Source organism: Streptomyces axinellae (assembly GCF_039532135.1).
Lineage (GTDB): Bacteria > Actinomycetota > Actinomycetes > Streptomycetales > Streptomycetaceae > Streptomyces > Streptomyces axinellae.
Window position 1 is genome coordinate 71,619 of the sequence record NZ_BAAARJ010000014.1, and the last position, 16,626, is coordinate 88,244.

Here is a 16,626-nt window from a genome sequence, read left to right on the forward strand (position 1 = left end):
GACCCACAGTTTTCGGCTGTTCAGGCTACGCCGAGCCATGCAGTCTAGGTAGCTGTCCGAACACGAACGGTGATGAACGGAAGGCGCCATGCTGGTGCGAACGATCCCCACCCCACCGCCCCGGTGGCCGGAACCAGTTGAGGGATGCGAGGTGTGCGCCGCGCACGCGAAGGAGCGAGCGGCGGCGTACGACGAGCGGGACTACAGCGCCGCCACGGACGCGAACGTCCGGCTCACCCGGCACAAGAGCGAGGCGCACCGGTGAGTGAGGAGACGGCGACGGGGGCGGAGGCGGAGGCGGAGGTGGGGGCGGAGATGATCTGCCCGAAGGCGTACCACGACATGGAGCCGTACGGGGACAGCGGGAACCTTTTCCACTGCCCCCGGCACGGGGTGATCGTCGTCGTCGGACCACCGGGATCCGCGTCCCCGGTGGTTCCGCCTCATCCGTCGTCTGGCAGTCCCTCACCCGAGGGCCGGAACGGTCGGTGCGAGAACGGGTTCGGTCAGAACGGGCGGTCGCCGACGATGGCGACGCGTTCGGCGACGCGGCGGTGCGGCGCGTAGTCGAAGAGCGCGTAGTGCTGGGTGGCGCGGTTGTCCCAGAAGGCGATGTCGCCCGGCTGCCAGGCGTGCCGCACCTGGAACTCGGGGACGTGCGCCTGGCGCACCAGTTCGGCCAGCAGCCGGTCGCTCTCGGCCCGTTCCATCCCCACGATGTGGGTGGTGAACGAGGTGTTCACGAACAGCATCTTCCGCCCCGACTCCGGGTGCGTACGCACCACCGGGTGCTCCACGGGCGGGAACTCGTCCTGAAGTTCGATCAGCTTCTCGCGCGAGGTGAAGCGCGCGAAGCCGGGGATGAAGTCGTGCACGGCGGTGGCACCGTCGATCCGCTCGCGCACCTCGGCCGGGAGGTTGTCGTACGCGGCGGCCATGTCCGCCCACATGGTGTGCCCGCCGATCGGCGGGACCTCGCGGAGCTGGAGCACCGCGCCCATGGCGGGACGTTCGCGGAAGGTGACGTCCGTGTGCCACACGTTCTCGTACGTCGGACGGCCGCCCGCGCCCTTCTCGAAGCGGACGATCTCCTCGCTCGTGCCGCGCGCCAGCAGCGGGTTGACCTCCAACTCGCCCCAGTGCCGGGCGAACCCGGCCTGCTGCTCGGGAGTGAGGTGGGCGCCTCGGAAGAAGAGGACCTTCCACTCCAGGAGCGCGCGGTTCAGCTCCTCGCGCACGGCGGGTGCCAGGGGGCGGGTGAGGTCGGCGCCGCGGATCTCCGCGCCGATGACGCGGGTCTGCGGACGCACCTCGATGTGCTCGTAGGGGCGCTCCTCCCAGCCTTCGGGGAGGGGGCGCAGGACGCGGGTGCCCTCGTAGAGGCCACCCTCGGGGATTCTGGCCTCACGGAGCGTAGTTGACTGGGTGGTGGCGGGGCCGGGTGCGGTGATGCTCATGGGCGGGGTCCTCCTGAGGATCCGGTGTGACCGTGCGAACTGACGCCGCGTGAGCCGGCACGGCGCGGTGGGGCGCCGTGGGGACTCACGCTGCGGGAAGTGACGCGGTAGAGGCGCCGTACCGGGACATGGGGTACCGGCGCCGTCGTACTGGCTGACGTGGTGCGGAAACCGACGGCAGCTACAGACCGGATCGCTCACACCCACGCCGCCAGGGGACGCGGAGTCGTCCTGCCGGGAGTGCGGAGTGCGGGATCATGTGTTCCATTTTGAGAGCGGGGCCGTGAGACGTCAACATGGCCTCGGAGCGACAGGGCTTCGACGTCAGCGTGATCCACCGGGCGACCGGCGGCGCCCCCCTTGCGGCCCTTGAGCGTGCGTGGTCGGCGGACCCTGACGTGGCACATTGCTGGGCTGCCCCGGAGCGCCCGCGGCATGCGCGTTCGAGGGGAGTTGGCTCCCGGCTCCGCCCTGGAGCCGGGAGCCGTCTGCCCCTTGCCCTCACCTCCCCCGGCCTTGGCTTGAGGGGCGCGCGGGCGGGCCCGGCACGTTCTGCTGGCCGCGGTACGGGGGCGGCGGCGGCTGCTCCGCGCTGTGCCCGGGAGGTGGCGTCGGCGAATATTCAGGCGCCGGGTCAGATGGCCGATGTGCCCGTGCCGCTCCAGGTGTGTAGCCAGAACCGGGACGGGGTGCGAGGAAGGCATGAACGTGATTCAGTCGGTCTTGCAGAAGAGCATCTTTGGATCCGCGACTCCTCACTTCTTGACCAAAGGTCATGCCCAGCTGGTACACACTCTCCAGCAGTAGGGTATTTGCCATGTTGGTGCCGCCCATTCGTTCGGTGCGCCAGCCAGCATGCTCGCGAATATAGTCCTCGCGGTTGTGGTCGAGCCCGTCAGCCGCAGCGGCCTCCTCGAACACCTGATGAAGATGGGGATCGCTTCCTCGCAGACCCTTCCGCGAGGGATTGGCCAGATACTCCCAGCGTTCTTCCAGCGCCTCCCGCTGCTGCGGCGAAAGATCACTAACGTTGGTTGGCAGGTCGTCGTTCGACGGCACGAAGCCTCCTCGGAGGGAAAACACTCTCGCCCCTGACGACGCACCAACTCCCCGCACGGTTCATGGCCTTGACGGGTGGAGGACGCTCATCTAACGGCTATCCACCAGGCGGACCGGGTGATCTCCCGGGTGACGTGGGGGGTCGCGGCGGGCATGGTCCTGTGGTCCCTGCTGAGCGCCACCCCCGGGTGGCCCGCTTGCTGTACGGGATGCGGCTCGCCGCTGCGGGGCAGGTGCGGCCGTACCTGGTGGCTTGGACCGTGACCGGTCTGACGGCGGCAGCCGCGCTGCGGGCTGTCGCCGCCAGGGTTCCGCTCCACGGCCCGGATGTGCTCGCGGTCATACTCACGTTCATGGGCACCCGGCTCCGGGCTTTCAGCCGGAGCCGCCGGTGCTTGGCGTCTCGGCCGCAGCCACACTGACGGCAGTGTTCATATGGTGCGTCCTTGCGCTGCGCCGCGGCTTTCGTGGACACCGCGGGCGGCGAGCTACTTCTGGCGGGCGAGGGGCCGGGTAAGCAGGGGATCCGCACACCCGACCGTCCCGAACGCTGCGGGAAGTGACGCGGTAGAGGCGCCGTACCGGGACATGGGGTACCGGCGCCGTCGTACTGGCTGACGTGGTGCGGGGGCCGACGGCAGCTACAGACCGGATCGCTCACACCCACGCCGCCAGGGGACGCGGAGTCGTCCTGCCGGGAGTGCGGAGTGCGGGATCATGTGTTCCATTTTGAGAGCCGGGCGGTGGGACGTCAACATCGCCCCGGAGCGACAGGCTCTCCGAAGTCAGCGCGACCCACCAAGCGACCGGCCGCGACCTCCCTGCTGCCCCTGAGTGTGCGTGGCCGGCGGCCGACCCCGGTGCGCCCCGTCGCCGGGCTGCGGAGGGGCGCCTGCGGTGGGTGCGTTGGGAGGGAGATGGCGGCCGACCGCCCCGCCGAGCGGGTTGCCGTCCGCTCCGATGCCGGCGTCCATCTGGCCGATGCTGGGCAGGTGCGGTGGGGGTTGGGGTGCGCGTGGGTCTGTACCGTCTGCCCGCATGCCGGCGTCCATCTGGCCGATGCTGGGCAGGTGCGGTGGGGGTTGGGGTGCGCGTGCGTCTGTACCGTCTGCCCGCATGCCGGCGTCCATCTGGCCGATGCTGGGCAGGTGCGGTGGGGGTTGGGGTGCGTGTGGGCCCGTACCGTCTGCCCGCATGCCGGCGTCCATCTGGCCGATGCTGGGCAGGCGCGGTGGGGGTTGGGGTGCGTGTGGGTCTGTACCGTACGCCCCGATGCCGGCGGTCATCTGGCCGATGCTGGGCAGTGGCTGGGGGATGAGCGGGGGAGCAGCCGCGGGGGCGGGCTGATAGGGGTGCGCGGCGGCGGCCTCGGGCCGGCGAGGGGGCGCGGCGGCGGGGGGTTCGTTGCGCGGCCCGGCCTGTGGGGGGCCCGGGGCATTGTGCTGCCCGGCCTGTGCGCGGCGTTCTCTTGCCCAAACTCGACGGGCGGGTTCGGCCAGCGGGTTGGCGTCGGTCAGCCGCCACCTGTTTGCCGCTGGGCCGCCGTACCGCTCTACGGAAAGTCTCCCCACGGTACGCATGCTCTCCGCTGTCAAGGGGCCCACCGTGCGCGCTGGGGACCCGTTCTCGAGATCCACCCGCTCCCTGTAAAGGTTGTTAAGCCACGTCCTGAAATTCCTCTCTCTGCTACTCACTTGTGACGACTGTCGAGGAATCACCCCGGTGGATGCCGCTCCCGGGCCCCTGAAGAACCACTCCACCTCCCTCGCTCGTTCCGCGTCATTTTCCAGCCTGGGGGTAGGCACGGATCCTCCTCTTGAAGCCTTGGGCAGGGGCGTCTGTCTGCGAAACGGACTCCCGCGCCGGACGGTTCACCGCATCCGCCCGCCCCTCTGTCGTGCTTCGGCCGCCTGAAGCGGCGGGCTGGGCGAGGTGGGGGGCAACGCTCCAGGTGGCCAGCCCCTCCGACGCCTCTTGAGGCGGCGCCCGTCGCTCGCGCATCACCGTTCACGCGGATCACCTACCTGGACCGGCCGTGCGAATCGGGCGACGGGGAGCGGCGCCACTTCGCCCGAAGTGCGCTGAAGGAACCGGAAGACGACCGCGTTGTGCGTGGGTTCGCGTCGGCTGTGCGCCGGGTCGTCTCGTCGGTGACGGGAAGCAGACTCTTCGCGTCCGCGGGCGGGCTGGCGGAGAGAGGGCTGTGCTGCGCTTCCCGCTCTTCCTGCTGACGCACATTCCACCCATGGCCCTGGTCCATCAGGCGCTGGGCGAACTCGGGGAACTTTCCCCGCTCCTCCCACCTCTGTTTCGTACCCATCTCGAAAGCGCACTTTTGCATGTCGTACAGAAGCTCGCTCTCCTCGGTCACGGCAGCCGAAACGTCCGGTACCTGGATCCCTGCCTCTATCCGCTCTCGCACCCGTTGGCGCGCGACGTCGACGAGGCTCACCTCGGGGCCGGCGGGTTCTTGGCGTGTCCGGGAGGCCCAGGCCCAACCGCGGATCATCACGGCGAGTTGCGCGTGCTGGTCCGCTCTCAGCGTCTCCTCTTTGGTGGGCTGGTACGGCACGTGTTCCCCGGCTGCTACCCGGTAGAAGTCGTCGGGTGACCAATAAACGGTAGGGGTGTCCGGGCCTTCGCTGAAGTCTGAACTCTCCACGGTTCCCACTTCCTCGTTCCGGGGTCGCTGGACAGAAGGGCCGCTGAAGCCCTGCCCCCGTTACGACGCACGCAACCGCCTGCCAGTTCACGAGATCCACCCCACGATTACGCCTATTTGGCTGAATATTTACCTTCGATGGGAAGGTGGACGGCGTCAAACGCCTTTGATGTATGGGGTGTCGCAAGGGTGAGTGAGAAGGGGAGGTGGCCCCGAGGGGGCCCTCCCGGGACGCGTGTAACAGGCACGTAAGCGAGGCCGCTCGGTGTGAACCTTCCTGGGGCCGGGCGTATCGAACAGGTCGGTAACGCCCCCCACGTGCCGGTCAGACGGTACCGACCGCGAAGGAAGAAACAATGCGCGCCAAGAAGCTGACCCTCGCCGCCCTCGCCCTCTCCGCCGGCCTGTCGCTCACCGCTTGCCAGGGTGGTGAGGAATCCAAGGCGAGCGCGCACACCTCCGGATCCTCGTCCGCCTCATCCGCCTCGTCCGCCTCATCCGCCTCGTCATCTTCGTCCTCCTCTTCCGCCTCGGGCGGGAACTCCGGGGGCGGCCATGCGGCTGCTCGGAAGTCGGCCCAGGGCAGCGGACAGGGGAAGATCACGACCGGAGCCTGCAAGACGTCCGGTCTCGCCTTCAGCACCTCGCACGGCATGGGCGAGGGGGACGTGCTCGTCAGCATCAAGAACAAGGGCGACGCCTGCACGCTCAAGGGCTTCCCGGGTGTGGACCTCCGGTCCGAGGACGCCTCCAGGCCGCTGAGCGCCAAGCGCAGCGACAAGGCCGCCCCGGTCGTCAACCTCCAGGGCGGCGAGACGACCCGCTTCACCCTTCACACGCCGCCGAACAACACCGGCGGCACCGGCGCGGAGATCACCAGCATGGTGGTCACCCCGCCCAACGAGACCCACTCCAAGAAGCTGCCGGTCAGCATCAACTTCCCGGTCGAGGAAGGCGCCGACCAGAAGGTCTTCGTGGACCCGGTCGGCACCGGCAAGCAGTGAGGGGGCCTCAGCCGGTGAGAGCCGGCTCAGCCGGTGGGGCCCTCAGTCGGACCGGTGGGAGTCGAGGGCTTTGGCGACCGCCTGGGACGCCTGGACCGCGCGGGCGAAGCCGCCGGGGATGGTGGTGAGGTAGACGATCTCCTTCAGCTCTTCCTCGGTGGCCCCCACGTTGAGGCCGTAGCCGGCGTGCAGCGTGACGAACTCGTCGAGTCCGAGCGCGGCGAAGGCCGCGACGAGGGCGAGTTGGCGGGTTCGGGCGTCGAGTACCTCCCTGGCCAGCACCTCGCCGCCCGCGTAGGTGTGGATGGCGTGCGACAGGAAGGGGAAGTCGCGCTTGAGGTCGTCCAGCACGGCGGGGGGCCGCCCGTCGCTCATCGTCGCCAGCAGTTCCTCACCGCGCTTGTGGCGTATCGCTGTGGTCTCGTCCGGATCGGTGGTCCCTGCGGGCATGCGCGGTTCCTCTCAGAGGCGGAGACGAAGACGGAGGCGGAGACGAAGACGGAGACGTGACGGCGTATCGACGTATCGGCGTCGTCGGCTCTGGCTGATCACTTGTCATTCAAACCGGCCCCGGGCCCTCCCGGCAAGCAGCAGGCCGGAGCCCGTGACAGGCCGGGTGTCCTCGCCTCAGGTCTTCGCGCTGAGCGCGTGAGCGGTTCGCCGCCGGTGGCGGGCAGTTCGTGCCGTGTGGAGGGAGACGGCCCCGCCGGGCCCTACCGCCGCCGTGTGGTCGCCTCGACCAACTCGTAGGCCAGATCGAGGCGGACGCCGTCCGGATTGCGCAGCCCCTGCTCCTCGTACCAGGAGCGGTCGGCCTCCGGGTGGGGGCCGCTCACCCCGACGCGGCCCTTGCCGTACGGGGCGACGACGACGGCGGCGTCCCCGTTCGGATAGGTCGCCAGGACATCGGCGTCCGCGCCGTCGTCGAGGAAGAAGGCCGGACCGTCCTGGAAGTACATGTGCCGCCGCTTGCCGCGCCACTTCACCGGCACCACCGTGTCGCGCTGGTGGTGGATCGTGGTGCCGGGCGAGTCGATGTACCCGTTCGTGTCGCCGGGCAGGAGATCGAAGCCCGGATCGCGCCCTGCCAGATAGGCGCCGAAGCACAGGCCCAGATAGCTGCCGCCGCCGCGGACCCAGTCGCGCATCATGTCGGCGGAGCCGCGCAGTTGCCGCCAGGCCCCGTCGAGGTCGGCGCCGCCGCCGGGCTGGACGTACAACTCCGCGTCGGCCAGCGCTTCGGCGCTCAAGGGGGTTCCGGTGCCGGGGCCCACGTACGTGACGCGGTACGGCCGCCGCGCCCGGCGCAGCAGGTTGGCCACTGCCGGCGCGCATCCGGCGCAGCCTTGCGGGCCGCGGTAGACGAGCGCGAGGGGGCGCCGGTCGTCCGGTTCGTTCCGCGCGCGCTCGGCGGACGGGGCGCAGCCGGCGGCCAGCAAGGCGGTGGCAGGGAGGGCGGTGGCAGGGAGGGCGGCGAGGAGCAGCCGCCGCCGGTCCACGGCGGCCGGAGCCGGGCCGGCGTTCGGGTGCGTACCGGGCATGGTGTCTCTCTCCTGTCCTGCCCGGGGCGGGCGCGGATGCCACTCCTGGGCCCGGCCCCGGAAGCGTGCCGGGCGGGGCCCGGAAGCGTGGCGGGCGGGGCCCGGAAGCGCGGTGGGCGGCGCCGGGGAAGACTCAAATATCCCCCGCATCGCCGCCCTTCTGGCGCAGCAGTGGACTCCCTGTCCCCGCGGCCTTCCGCCCGCTGACGGTTCCGCTGGTACGCCTGTGGCGTGCGCACCTGTGGCCCACGCGCCTGTGTCGGTCGCCCAGGGATCAGGCGCGCGGCACCGGCCCGATCGCCCGGCCTGCCCACGGCGGCGGCTCCTCAGTGAGCGCGGCGAACCGCTCGCGCACCTCGGCGGGGAACGGCACGCTGCCCTCCGTCCCCACGTGCAGCGCGAACAGCTCGCTGGTGGCGACGGGTTCGCCCTCACCTTCGTCCACGTCCGCCGACTCAGCCGACTCGACCGGACCGGCGTACATCTCGTGTGCGAACCGCAGCTTCTTCGCGTCCACGCCCAGGACCCGCGTACGCAGCGTGAGCGGGGTGCCCTCCGCCACCTCGCGGAGGTACCGCACATGTGCTTCGACGGTGTAGAGGGAGCAGCCGCTCTCCTCCCGGTAGCCGGGCCCGAGGCCGACGGCGTCCATCATCGCGTCGGTCGCGTGACCGAAGACGAGGACGTAGAACGCCTCGCTCATATGGCCGTTGTAGTCGATCCACTCCGCGCGGACCGTCTGGTGGAAGTCCGGCAGCCGCCGCGCTTCCCGGAGCCGCTCGCTCACGCCGAGTCCCCCTGCCGCGCGCTGCCGTCCCGCCGCGCGTTCCCGCCCCGCGGTGCGCCGCTGTTCTGCGGTGCGCTCCCGCGCGCTGCCGCGCCGGGCAGCCGGCCCGTCGCGCGCAGGACGTCGATGACGCCCTGATCGCGCTCGGCGACCAGATCCGCGATGGTGCGGCCGTCCGCCGCCTCCTCGCAGCCCGCGACCATCGCGTCGCGCAGCTCCCGGTCCAGTTCGGGGGCCTCCAGCCGGGTCCACGGGGACTTCAGCGAGGGGCCGAAGTGGTCGAGCATGTGCCCCATTCCGCCCTCGCCGCCCGCGAGTGCGAAGGTGAGGCAGGGGCCCATGAACGCCCAGCGCAGCCCGGGGCCCTCGGTGATCGAGTCGTCGATCTCCTTCACCGTGGCCTCGCCGTTGGCGACCATGTGCAGCGCCTCGCGCCACAGGGCCTCCTGGAGGCGGTTGGCGATGAAACCGGGCAGCTCGCGGTCCATGGTGATGACCGACTTGCCGGCCGCCTCGTAGAACCGCGAGGCCCACTCGACGGCCGCGCCGTCCGTGCGCTCGCCGCCCACCACCTCCACCAGGGGAATCAGATACGGCGGGTTGAACGGGTGACCGACCAGCAGCCGGGACGGGTCGGCCGCCTCCGTCTGCATGTCCGTCATCGGATACCCGGACGTGGACGAGGCGATCACCACTCCCTCGGGTGTCGCCGCGTCGAGCCGCGCGAGCAAGGAGCGCTTCAGCTCCAGCTTCTCCGGGGCGCTCTCCTGTACGAACTGTGCGTCCGCGCAGGCCGCTTCGAGGGTGGGGGCGAGGGTGAGCCGGTCCTTGGAGGCGCCCTCGGCCAGGCCGAGCTGGATGAGCGCGGGCCAGGCGGCGTCCACGAGCCGCCGCAGCTTCTCTGGGGCGTCCGGGGCGGGGTCCCACGCGGTGACGTCGTATCCGCGTGCGAGGAAGTGGGCGACCCAGCCGCCGCCGATGACGCCCGCGCCTATGCAGGTGACGCGCCGTATGCCGTGGGGTGCGGTGCGCATGGTGCTCCTTCGTGGTGAGGACCAGGTGGGGTGAGGACCAGGTGGGGTGAGGGCCAGGTGGGATGAGGACACAGAGAGGGTGGGGCCGGGGTCAGGCGCGGGGCTTGAGGCCGAGGCGGGCGCGGGCCTCGTCGGGGGAGGCCACCGAGGCGCCGAGGGACTCGGTGATCTGCACGGCGCGCTCCGTGAGCTGCGCGTTCGTCGCCTTGACGCCCTTGCTCAGGTACAGGTTGTCCTCCAGCCCGACCCGCACATTGCCGCCCAGCAGAATCGACTGCGCCACCCACGGCATCTGCATGCGCCCCAGCGCGAAGGACGCCCACTGCGCCCCGGGCGGCAGGTAGTTGACCATGGAGGCGAGGATGCCGGGCTCCGCGGGCGCGCCCCACGGGATGCCCATGCACAGCTGGAAGACCGTCGGATCGTCCAGCAGACCCTCATCGAGCAGCTGCCTGGCGAACGCCAGCTGGCCGGTGTCGAAGATCTCCAACTCGGGCCGCACGCCCAGCTCCTGGATGCGGCGCGCGCCCTTGCGCAGCATCTCGGGCGTGGAGATGTAGAGGTTGTCGCCGAAATTGAGCGAACCGCAGTCCAGGGTGCAGATGTCGGGAAGCAGATCCTCCACGTGCGGCAGCCGGTCGAGGCCGCCGACCAGATCGGTGCCCTCCAGCGCGCCCTTCTCCAGCGGCTGGTCGGCGTCGAGCACGAGGTCACCGCCCATACCGGCGGTGAGGTTGATGACGACGTCCGTGCCCGTCTCCTTGATCCGCTCGACGACCTCGCGGTAGAGGCGCGGATCGCGCGACGGGTCGCCGGTCTCCGGGTCGCGGACGTGGATGTGGACGACGGCCGCACCCGCCCCGGCGGCCTCCACCGCGGAGGCGGCTATCTGCTCGGGGGTGACGGGCACATGAGGGCTCCGCCCGACGGTGTCACCGGCACCGGTCAGGGCGCAGGTGATGATGACGCTGTTGTTCATGGGCATGGGGAACCTCCGTTGGGGGTCGGGCGGTTGGGGGTTGGGGGAGTGTGGGGGCTTGGGCCTGGGGGCTTGGGCCTGGGGGTGGGTGGCGCGGGGGCGGGGGAGCCTCGGAAACTAGACGGAAAGCAGTTCGGTGCGGACGTGGGCGAGCAGCGCCGCGTGCATGTCGTCGGCGCTGGTGCCGCCTCCGGCGCCGTCCGCGCTCCCCGCGCCTTCGGCGCTCCCCGCGCCCGCCGCTCCCGCGAGGACCTGGGAGGCCAGGCCGTCGATGAGGGCGGTCAGCCGCAGTGCGCTGAACTCGGGATCGACGGGACGGAAGACGCCCTGGCCGATGCCGCGCCGGATGACGTCGGCGACGGTCGTGCGCCACTGCCGGTAGTAGTCCACGTGCAGTCGGCCGATGGCGGTCGAGCGGGCCGCCTCGGCCCACAGGTCGAGCCACACCAGCCACTGGCGTCGCTGCTGCGGGGTGCGGGGTGTCTGGAGCGCGAGGAGGCCGCGCAACTCGGCCGCCGCGTCCTCGGCACCGGCCTCGGCGATGCGCGCCGCGCGCCGGGCGGTGTCCTCGTCCATGCACCAGCGCACGGCGGCTTCCAGCAGTTCGGCGCGGCCGGGGAAGTGGTAGTGGATCGTGGCGGTGCTGGTGTCGCACGCGGCGGCGATGTCGGACACGCGTACGGCGTGAAAGCCGTGCTCGGCGATGAGCCTGACCGTCTCCCGCACGATCTGCAACGGGCGCCCCGCGACGGGGGGTTCGGGTGACCCGGGCACGGGAGGCGGCGCGGTGGCGGACGGGGCGACGCCGGTCGCCTCGGCGCCGGGCGCCGCGCCGTCGGCGGGAGCGGCGGGGGTGGCGCCGCCATCGACGGCGGCGCCGGGGACGCCGGACGCGTCCCCGCCAGGGGCAACCGTGCCGGGCGCGTCCGCTGTCGCCGCCGTGGAGCGGGAGCCGAGCAGCCACGCCGCGTCCACCTCACCGGCGTCCGCGATACGGGCCAGTTCGGCAACGGTGAAGCGGCGGGCGCCGCTGAGGGAGCGGGACAGTTTGGAGGGGTCCATCACGATCCGCCGGGCGAACTCCCGCTGGCTGCATCCCGCGGCCTCGACGACCTTGCGGACGCGCTCGGCGACCTCGCCCGCGCCGTCCTCGACTCTGTCGCCCGTTTCCTTCGGCATGGCCGCCACCGTACGAGCGCGTTGAGATAACCGCAATGGGCGTGCGTGCCCTGCGTCCCGTTACGTGTATTAATGTCACGTAATTTTCGCGGCGTTGCGATGCTGACTAACGCGTCAGTCAGGGCGTTGCCCTCGCCTGCGCGTTGGCCCTCCGGGCGCCGGGGACGGTTCGGGCGCCGACGCCGACGCCGACGCCGACGCCGACGCCGGTCGCGGCGTCGTGGCTGGTGCTGGACCGGTGGGCCGCGAGGCCGGTGCCGGATCCGGCTCACCGGGGTGGTGGTAGCGGGCGGAGAGGGCGGCCACAGCCGCCAGCACGGCCGCCCGCAGGGACGGCGGGCCGACGACCTCCGCTTCGGCTCCCAGGCTGAGCAGGTCGCTGACGGCGACCGGTTCGGACTCCACCTCCAGCTCGGTCTCCACCCAGCCGTCGCCGTCCGGCGGACCCGCAGCCGCCAGCGCCCGCTCGCCCGGGGTACCGAACTTCGCCGGGAGCAGCCGCTGCCCGGCGGGGGAGAGGCGTACCCTCGCCACGTCCTGCCGCAGCCGTGACTCCAGCCGGCGTGCCGACTCCGCCCAGTACGCGGCCAGATCGAAACCGGCCGGCCGCTCGAACGTCCGCCCGTCCGGTGTGGGCTCCGCCTCCTGGAAGCGGGAGATCCGGTACGTGCGCACGGCGTCGTCGGCCTGGGCCACGGTGTACCAGATGCCGCTCTTGAGGACGATGCCCAACGGCCGTATCTCACGGCGGACTTCGCCGCGCCACCGCTGGTAGCGCACGCGCAGTACCCGCTGCTCCCACACGGCCTCGGCGATGTCCGGCAACCGGGGCACGGGCTCGGTTTCCCTGAACCAGCCCGGCGCGTCCAGATGGAAGCGGTCCTGGACGCGCCGGCTGCGCTCGGCCAGAGCGGCCGGGAGCGCGGCCTGCACCTTCAGCTGCGCGGTGGTCGCTACAGCGCCGAGCCCCAACTCCTGGGCGGGCCCCGGGAGCCCGAACAGGAAGAGCGAGCCCGCCTCGGAGCCGGTGAGCCCGGTCAGCCGGGTGCGGTAGCCCTCCAGCAGGCGGAATCCCCCGGCGGGTCCACGGTCGGCGAAGACGGGGATTCCGGCGGCGCCGAGGGAGTCGATGTCGCGGTAGATGGTGCGTACGGACACATCGAGCTCGGCTGCCAGCTCCGGCGCCGTGGACCGGCCCCGGTTCTGGAGGAGCAGGAGAAGGGAGACAAGCCGGTCCGCACGCATGTGCGCATTCTCGCGCGGCGGCTCCGGCACCGGGGAGCCTCGGGCGGTGCCGTCCGGAGCCGACGAGTCCCGCGCGGAGGATTCCGGCACTGGGGAAGCCCTCGGCTGTACCTGACAGAAGACGTCAGGTATGCCGATGAGGATGTCTCACGCAGTCAGGACCACACAGCGAGAGGCACCTTCCATGGCCCAGAAGACCGTCACCACCGCCGCCTTCACCTTCGCCTCCTGGGACGAGAAGGACGTCACCGAAGCGGCGCCCCACAGCCCCCGCCTCGCCCACGCGGCCGTCGTCAACACCTTCACCGGTGGCATCCAGGCGCGGGACACCGCGTGCCAGTACGTGCTGGTGTACGCGGGCGAGACACAGGGCGCCTTCACCGGCATGGAGCTGCTGACCGGCTCCGTCGAAGGCCGGGAGGGCTCCTTCGTGCTCCGGCACGAGGGCTCGTTCGACGACGCGGGCACCATCCGCTGCACCTTCGACGTGGTACCCGGCTCCGCGACCGGTGACCTCGCCGGTCTGTCCGGAACGGGCTCCTACGAGACCCGTCCCGGCGACCAGGCCGTCCCGGTGACCTTCACCTACGAACTGGGCTGACGGGCCGCCGGTTCACCCGCCAGGCCCAGCAGCGTGCCCGCGGTGAGGGCGACGCGGTCGGGGAGGTCGGCGAGGAGGACGTGCTCGTGCCGTGCGTGTGCTCCGTCGCCCGTGGCGCCCATGCCGCACAGGACCGGGCGGCCCAGCGCGGCGACGAAGTTCGCGTCGCTGCCCCCGCCGACGAACAGCTCCGCGAGGGGCTCCCGGATCCCGGCCGCCACGCCGTCGGCCAGCGCGAAGAGGCGGCGGCCCCCGGCGCCCGGCAGCATCGGCGGGCGGTTCCAGCCGCCGTCAACGGTGACGGTGGCCCGTGGGTCCCTGGTGGCCAGGCCCGCCAGCACCCGGTCCATGCGCTCGATCTCCTCCTGCGCGCTGACCCGGACGTCCACGAGGCAGGTCGCCTCGCCCGCTATGACGTTGCGGGCCGTACCGCCGCTGATGCGGCCGATGTTGACGGACGTACCGCGCTCCAGGTCGGCGGCATCGACCAGGCTCTGGATGACATCGGAGAGTCCGTGGACGGCGCTGGCGCCCTTGGCCGGGTCGAGACCGGCGTGCGCCTCCAGGCCCGTCACGGTGATGGTGAAGATGCCGACGCCCTTGCGGCCCGACTTGATGCCCCACTCGCCGCCCGGTTCGAGGACCAGCGTGGCCACGGCGTCCTCGGTGGCCTGTTCGATGAAGGGCCGGGAGACGACGCTGCCGGTCTCCTCGTCGCCGTTGAGGACGAACCGAACGGTGGGCCGCGGCAGCCCCAGTTCGCGCAGCGCGCGCAGGGCCCAGATGCCCTGCGCCAGACCGGCCTTCATGTCGAAGACCCCGGGCCCCGAGGCCGTACCGTCCGCGAGGGTGAACGGCCATCCGGCGGCGGTCCCGGCGGGCCACACGGTGTCGTAGTGGCCGACCACCGTCACCGTGGCGTCAGCGGGACCCGGGGCGTCCTCGGCCTCCGGCGCTGCGCCCGCACCGGCATCCGCACGGCTGCCGCGGGCGGTGCCCCCGTACTCGGCCTCGATCACATCGCCGGCCTCGGGGTGACGGCGGCGTACGGTGCGCGTCGGCTCGCCCAGCCGTTCGGCCAGCAGTTCCTGGAGCAGGTCGGCGGTGGCGTCGAGGAGCGGCTTGTCGTCGCTGGGCGACTCCTGTTCGACCAGTCGGCGCAGATCGGCGAGGTAGCCGTCCTGGTGCTCTTGTTCGCGGCACCACGCCGCGATGCGCGACAGCGTGGAACTGCCGGGAACGGGCAGCGGGTCGGAGGCGGGGGCGGGCGTGGACGCGGGTGCCGACATGGGGTGCGTGGTTCTCCATTCTTGAGGGGGCGGGGGTCTTGCGGGGTCGGTGGTGGTGACGAGGGGTGACGGTGACGGTCAGTGCGCGGGCGCCCCCGGGCCGAACGGGAGGCCGACGAAGTACCAGGCCAGGAAGAGCAGCGTCCACACGACGAGCATCGCCAGCGAGACCGGCAGGGTCAGCGACATCAAGGTGCCTATACCGGCGCTGGGGCGGTAGCGGCGGACGAAGCCGAGGCAGAGCGCGAAGTACGGGCTCATCGGGGTGATGGGGTTGGTGCAGGAGTCCGCGATGCGGAACAGCGCCCAGGTGGTCTCGGGGGCGACCTTGAGCAGCATCAGCATCGGCACGAACACCGGGCCGATCAGCGCCCACATCGCGGACCCGCTGGTCAACAGCAGGTTCATCACGCTGACGACGAGGATGACGCCGATGAAGATGCCCGCGATCGGCACGCCGGAGGAGTCCAGAAGTTCGGCCCCGGAGATGGCCATGACCTCGCCGATGGAGGTCCACTTGAAGTAGGCGAGGAACTGCGAGATCGCGAAGAAGAGCACCAGCACCGGGGTCAGTTCGCGAAGCCCCACCGCCATCATCTCGGGGATGTCCTTGGCCGTGCGCACGACGCCCACCACCCGCCCGTAGGCGATCCCGGCGGCGAAGAAGAGCAGGGAGAGGAAGACCGCGATGTTGTGGACCAGCGGGGAGTCGATGAGGGCGCCGTGCTCGCCGCGCAGGGGCGAGCCCGAAGGCAGGGCCGCCACCGCGACCGCGGCCACCAGCGCGAGCGCGGTGGCTCCCGCGGCGCGCAGCCCCCGCCGCTCGTCGCCCGTGAGCGACAGATCGGGCAGCACCTCGGTTCCGGGTCGGGCCCCGGCCCCGGTCTCGCCTCCGGCACCCGCCGCGTCACCGGGCCCCGCTCCGGCACCCTCGCCGCCGTCGCCGGGCGCGGCCCCGTCACTCCGCCCGGCCGTCTTCGCCGCGCCCCCGGCCCCCTCCGCCGCGTCGTCGTCGGCCATCGCCGCCAGCCTGCGGGTCAGCAGCGTCTCGGCGATCAGGGTGATGACCAGCGACAGCACGATCGCGGAGACGAGCGAGAAGAAGTAGTTGGCCACCGGGGTGACCGTGTACCCGGGGTCGATGGTGTGCGCCGCCGCCGTCGTCAGCGCGGCCAGCGTGGCGTCCGAGGGGGTGACGAGGGGGCTGGCGGCGTGGCCTCCGGAGACCGAGACGAAGGCGACCACCGCGCCCAGTACGGGGTTGCGCCCCACGGAGCGGTAGGCGATCGCGCCGAGGGGGATCATGACCACGAACGCCGCGTCGGAGGCGATGTGGGCGATCATCCCGGTGAGCGCGATCATGAACGTGACGGCCTTGACCGGGACCTTCGCCAGCGCGGCCCGCAGCATCGCGGTGAGCAGCCCGGCCCGGTCGGCGACCGCCACGCCCAGCATGACGACGAGGACGACTCCGAGCGGCGGGAACGTCGCGTAGTTCTCGATGACTCCGTCGAGCATCGTCGTGACGCCCGCGTCCGAGAGCAGGCTCCGCACCGCGATCGTCGAGCCGTCCTTGGGCGACGTGGCCGAGACGCCCAGCGCGTGCAGGCCCCAGCTCAGGACGAGCAGGACCCCGCTGAGTATCACGAACAGCCAGAAGGGGTGCGGCAACCGGTTGCCGACGCGCTCGATGACGCCGAGCAGCCGCAGCGTGAGCGCCACCGAGCGCGAGGTCACCGGGCGCTCCACCGTCGTCCTGGTCTCCATATCGACCCCTCTCGCCCTCATC

General features: G+C 71.5%; 15 protein-coding genes. 3 read left to right on the forward strand and 12 right to left on the reverse strand.

The genetic code is table 11. From position 1 onward, the window contains the following. The first annotated feature begins 88 nt into the window (after positions 1 to 88). Complete coding sequence (locus ABD339_RS21295) at positions 89 to 265, forward strand: hypothetical protein (protein ID WP_344567998.1); 177 nt, start codon at positions 89 to 91, stop codon at positions 263 to 265. A 241-nt stretch (positions 266 to 506) separates the two neighbouring features. On the opposite strand, the gene ABD339_RS21300 is transcribed toward ABD339_RS21295, so the two are convergent. The 3 genes from ABD339_RS21300 to ABD339_RS21310 all read right to left on the reverse strand — a co-directional run bounded on the left by ABD339_RS21300 (position 507) and on the right by ABD339_RS21310 (position 5,178). Next, the gene (locus ABD339_RS21300; RefSeq protein ID WP_344567999.1) at positions 507 to 1,457 is read right to left on the reverse strand and encodes a TauD/TfdA dioxygenase family protein; all 951 of its coding nucleotides are present in this window, start codon (positions 1,455 to 1,457) and stop codon (positions 507 to 509) included. A 501-nt stretch (positions 1,458 to 1,958) separates the two neighbouring features. Then, the gene (locus tag ABD339_RS21305) at positions 1,959 to 2,516 is read right to left on the reverse strand and encodes a hypothetical protein (protein WP_344568000.1); all 558 of its coding nucleotides are present in this window, start codon (positions 2,514 to 2,516) and stop codon (positions 1,959 to 1,961) included. Between the two features lie 2,020 nt (positions 2,517 to 4,536). Then, positions 4,537 to 5,178, reverse strand: a complete 642-nt coding sequence (locus ABD339_RS21310; RefSeq protein WP_344568001.1) for a hypothetical protein — start codon at positions 5,176 to 5,178, stop codon at positions 4,537 to 4,539. Between the two features lie 356 nt (positions 5,179 to 5,534). On the opposite strand from ABD339_RS21310, the gene ABD339_RS21315 reads away from it, so the two are divergent. Beyond that, positions 5,535 to 6,182 (forward strand): DUF4232 domain-containing protein, encoded by a 648-nt coding sequence (locus tag ABD339_RS21315; RefSeq protein WP_344568002.1) that lies wholly within the window; start codon positions 5,535 to 5,537, stop codon positions 6,180 to 6,182. 42 nt (positions 6,183 to 6,224) lie between these two features. On the opposite strand, the gene ABD339_RS21320 is transcribed toward ABD339_RS21315, so the two are convergent. From ABD339_RS21320 to ABD339_RS21350, 7 genes are all read right to left on the reverse strand, one after another. Continuing rightward, on the reverse strand, positions 6,225 to 6,632 hold the full coding sequence (locus tag ABD339_RS21320; protein ID WP_344568003.1) for a carboxymuconolactone decarboxylase family protein: 408 nt from the start codon (positions 6,630 to 6,632) through the stop codon (positions 6,225 to 6,227). Between the two features lie 263 nt (positions 6,633 to 6,895). Continuing rightward, positions 6,896 to 7,723, reverse strand: coding sequence for a BPL-N domain-containing protein (locus ABD339_RS21325; RefSeq protein WP_344568004.1), 828 nt, complete (start codon positions 7,721 to 7,723; stop codon positions 6,896 to 6,898). 274 nt (positions 7,724 to 7,997) lie between these two features. After that, entirely contained in the window at positions 7,998 to 8,510 is a 513-nt protein-coding gene (locus ABD339_RS21330) for a thioesterase family protein (RefSeq protein WP_344568005.1), read from the reverse strand. Continuing rightward, positions 8,507 to 9,544 (reverse strand): 3-hydroxyacyl-CoA dehydrogenase NAD-binding domain-containing protein, encoded by a 1,038-nt coding sequence (locus ABD339_RS21335; RefSeq protein WP_344568006.1) that lies wholly within the window; start codon positions 9,542 to 9,544, stop codon positions 8,507 to 8,509. Before ABD339_RS21335 ends, ABD339_RS21330 begins: the two co-directional genes overlap by 4 nt. A gap of 91 nt (positions 9,545 to 9,635) precedes the next feature. Continuing rightward, positions 9,636 to 10,529 carry a beta-keto acid cleavage family enzyme gene (locus tag ABD339_RS21340; protein ID WP_344568007.1) on the reverse strand — a complete coding sequence of 298 codons (894 nt, stop codon included), beginning with the start codon at positions 10,527 to 10,529 and terminating at the stop codon, positions 9,636 to 9,638. A gap of 111 nt (positions 10,530 to 10,640) precedes the next feature. Continuing rightward, positions 10,641 to 11,702 carry a TetR/AcrR family transcriptional regulator gene (locus tag ABD339_RS21345; RefSeq protein WP_344568008.1) on the reverse strand — a complete coding sequence of 354 codons (1,062 nt, stop codon included), beginning with the start codon at positions 11,700 to 11,702 and terminating at the stop codon, positions 10,641 to 10,643. Positions 11,703 to 11,816: 114 nt separating this feature from the next. Further along, complete coding sequence (locus ABD339_RS21350; RefSeq protein WP_344568009.1) at positions 11,817 to 12,947, reverse strand: helix-turn-helix transcriptional regulator; 1,131 nt, start codon at positions 12,945 to 12,947, stop codon at positions 11,817 to 11,819. Between the two features lie 184 nt (positions 12,948 to 13,131). On the opposite strand from ABD339_RS21350, the gene ABD339_RS21355 reads away from it, so the two are divergent. Continuing rightward, a complete protein-coding gene (locus ABD339_RS21355) occupies positions 13,132 to 13,548 on the forward strand; it encodes a DUF3224 domain-containing protein (protein WP_344568010.1) in 417 nt (138 codons plus the stop codon). Here ABD339_RS21355 and ABD339_RS21360 read toward each other — a convergent pair. After that, a complete protein-coding gene (locus tag ABD339_RS21360) occupies positions 13,533 to 14,837 on the reverse strand; it encodes a M20 family metallopeptidase (RefSeq protein WP_344568011.1) in 1,305 nt (434 codons plus the stop codon). The two genes, ABD339_RS21355 and ABD339_RS21360, sit on opposite strands and share 16 nt — an antisense overlap. 78 nt (positions 14,838 to 14,915) lie before the next feature. Then, positions 14,916 to 16,604, reverse strand: coding sequence for an AbgT family transporter (locus tag ABD339_RS21365; RefSeq protein WP_344568012.1), 1,689 nt, complete (start codon positions 16,602 to 16,604; stop codon positions 14,916 to 14,918). Positions 16,605 to 16,626: the final 22 nt, after the last annotated feature.

What these genes read in the sequence shown, in the direction of transcription:
- ABD339_RS21295 (WP_344567998.1), top strand. Translation starts at nt 89, where the DNA reads ATGCTGGTGCGAACGATCCCCACCCCACCGCCCCGGTGGCCGGAACCA.
- ABD339_RS21300 (WP_344567999.1), bottom strand. Translation starts at nt 1,457, where the DNA reads ATGAGCATCACCGCACCCGGCCCCGCCACCACCCAGTCAACTACGCTC.
- ABD339_RS21315 (WP_344568002.1), top strand. Translation starts at nt 5,535, where the DNA reads ATGCGCGCCAAGAAGCTGACCCTCGCCGCCCTCGCCCTCTCCGCCGGC.
- ABD339_RS21320 (WP_344568003.1), bottom strand. Translation starts at nt 6,632, where the DNA reads ATGCCCGCAGGGACCACCGATCCGGACGAGACCACAGCGATACGCCAC.
- ABD339_RS21325 (WP_344568004.1), bottom strand. Translation starts at nt 7,723, where the DNA reads ATGCCCGGTACGCACCCGAACGCCGGCCCGGCTCCGGCCGCCGTGGAC.
- ABD339_RS21335 (WP_344568006.1), bottom strand. Translation starts at nt 9,544, where the DNA reads ATGCGCACCGCACCCCACGGCATACGGCGCGTCACCTGCATAGGCGCG.
- ABD339_RS21340 (WP_344568007.1), bottom strand. Translation starts at nt 10,529, where the DNA reads ATGCCCATGAACAACAGCGTCATCATCACCTGCGCCCTGACCGGTGCC.
- ABD339_RS21345 (WP_344568008.1), bottom strand. Translation starts at nt 11,702, where the DNA reads ATGCCGAAGGAAACGGGCGACAGAGTCGAGGACGGCGCGGGCGAGGTC.
- ABD339_RS21350 (WP_344568009.1), bottom strand. Translation starts at nt 12,947, where the DNA reads ATGCGTGCGGACCGGCTTGTCTCCCTTCTCCTGCTCCTCCAGAACCGG.
- ABD339_RS21355 (WP_344568010.1), top strand. Translation starts at nt 13,132, where the DNA reads ATGGCCCAGAAGACCGTCACCACCGCCGCCTTCACCTTCGCCTCCTGG.
- ABD339_RS21360 (WP_344568011.1), bottom strand. Translation starts at nt 14,837, where the DNA reads ATGTCGGCACCCGCGTCCACGCCCGCCCCCGCCTCCGACCCGCTGCCC.
- ABD339_RS21365 (WP_344568012.1), bottom strand. Translation starts at nt 16,604, where the DNA reads ATGGAGACCAGGACGACGGTGGAGCGCCCGGTGACCTCGCGCTCGGTG.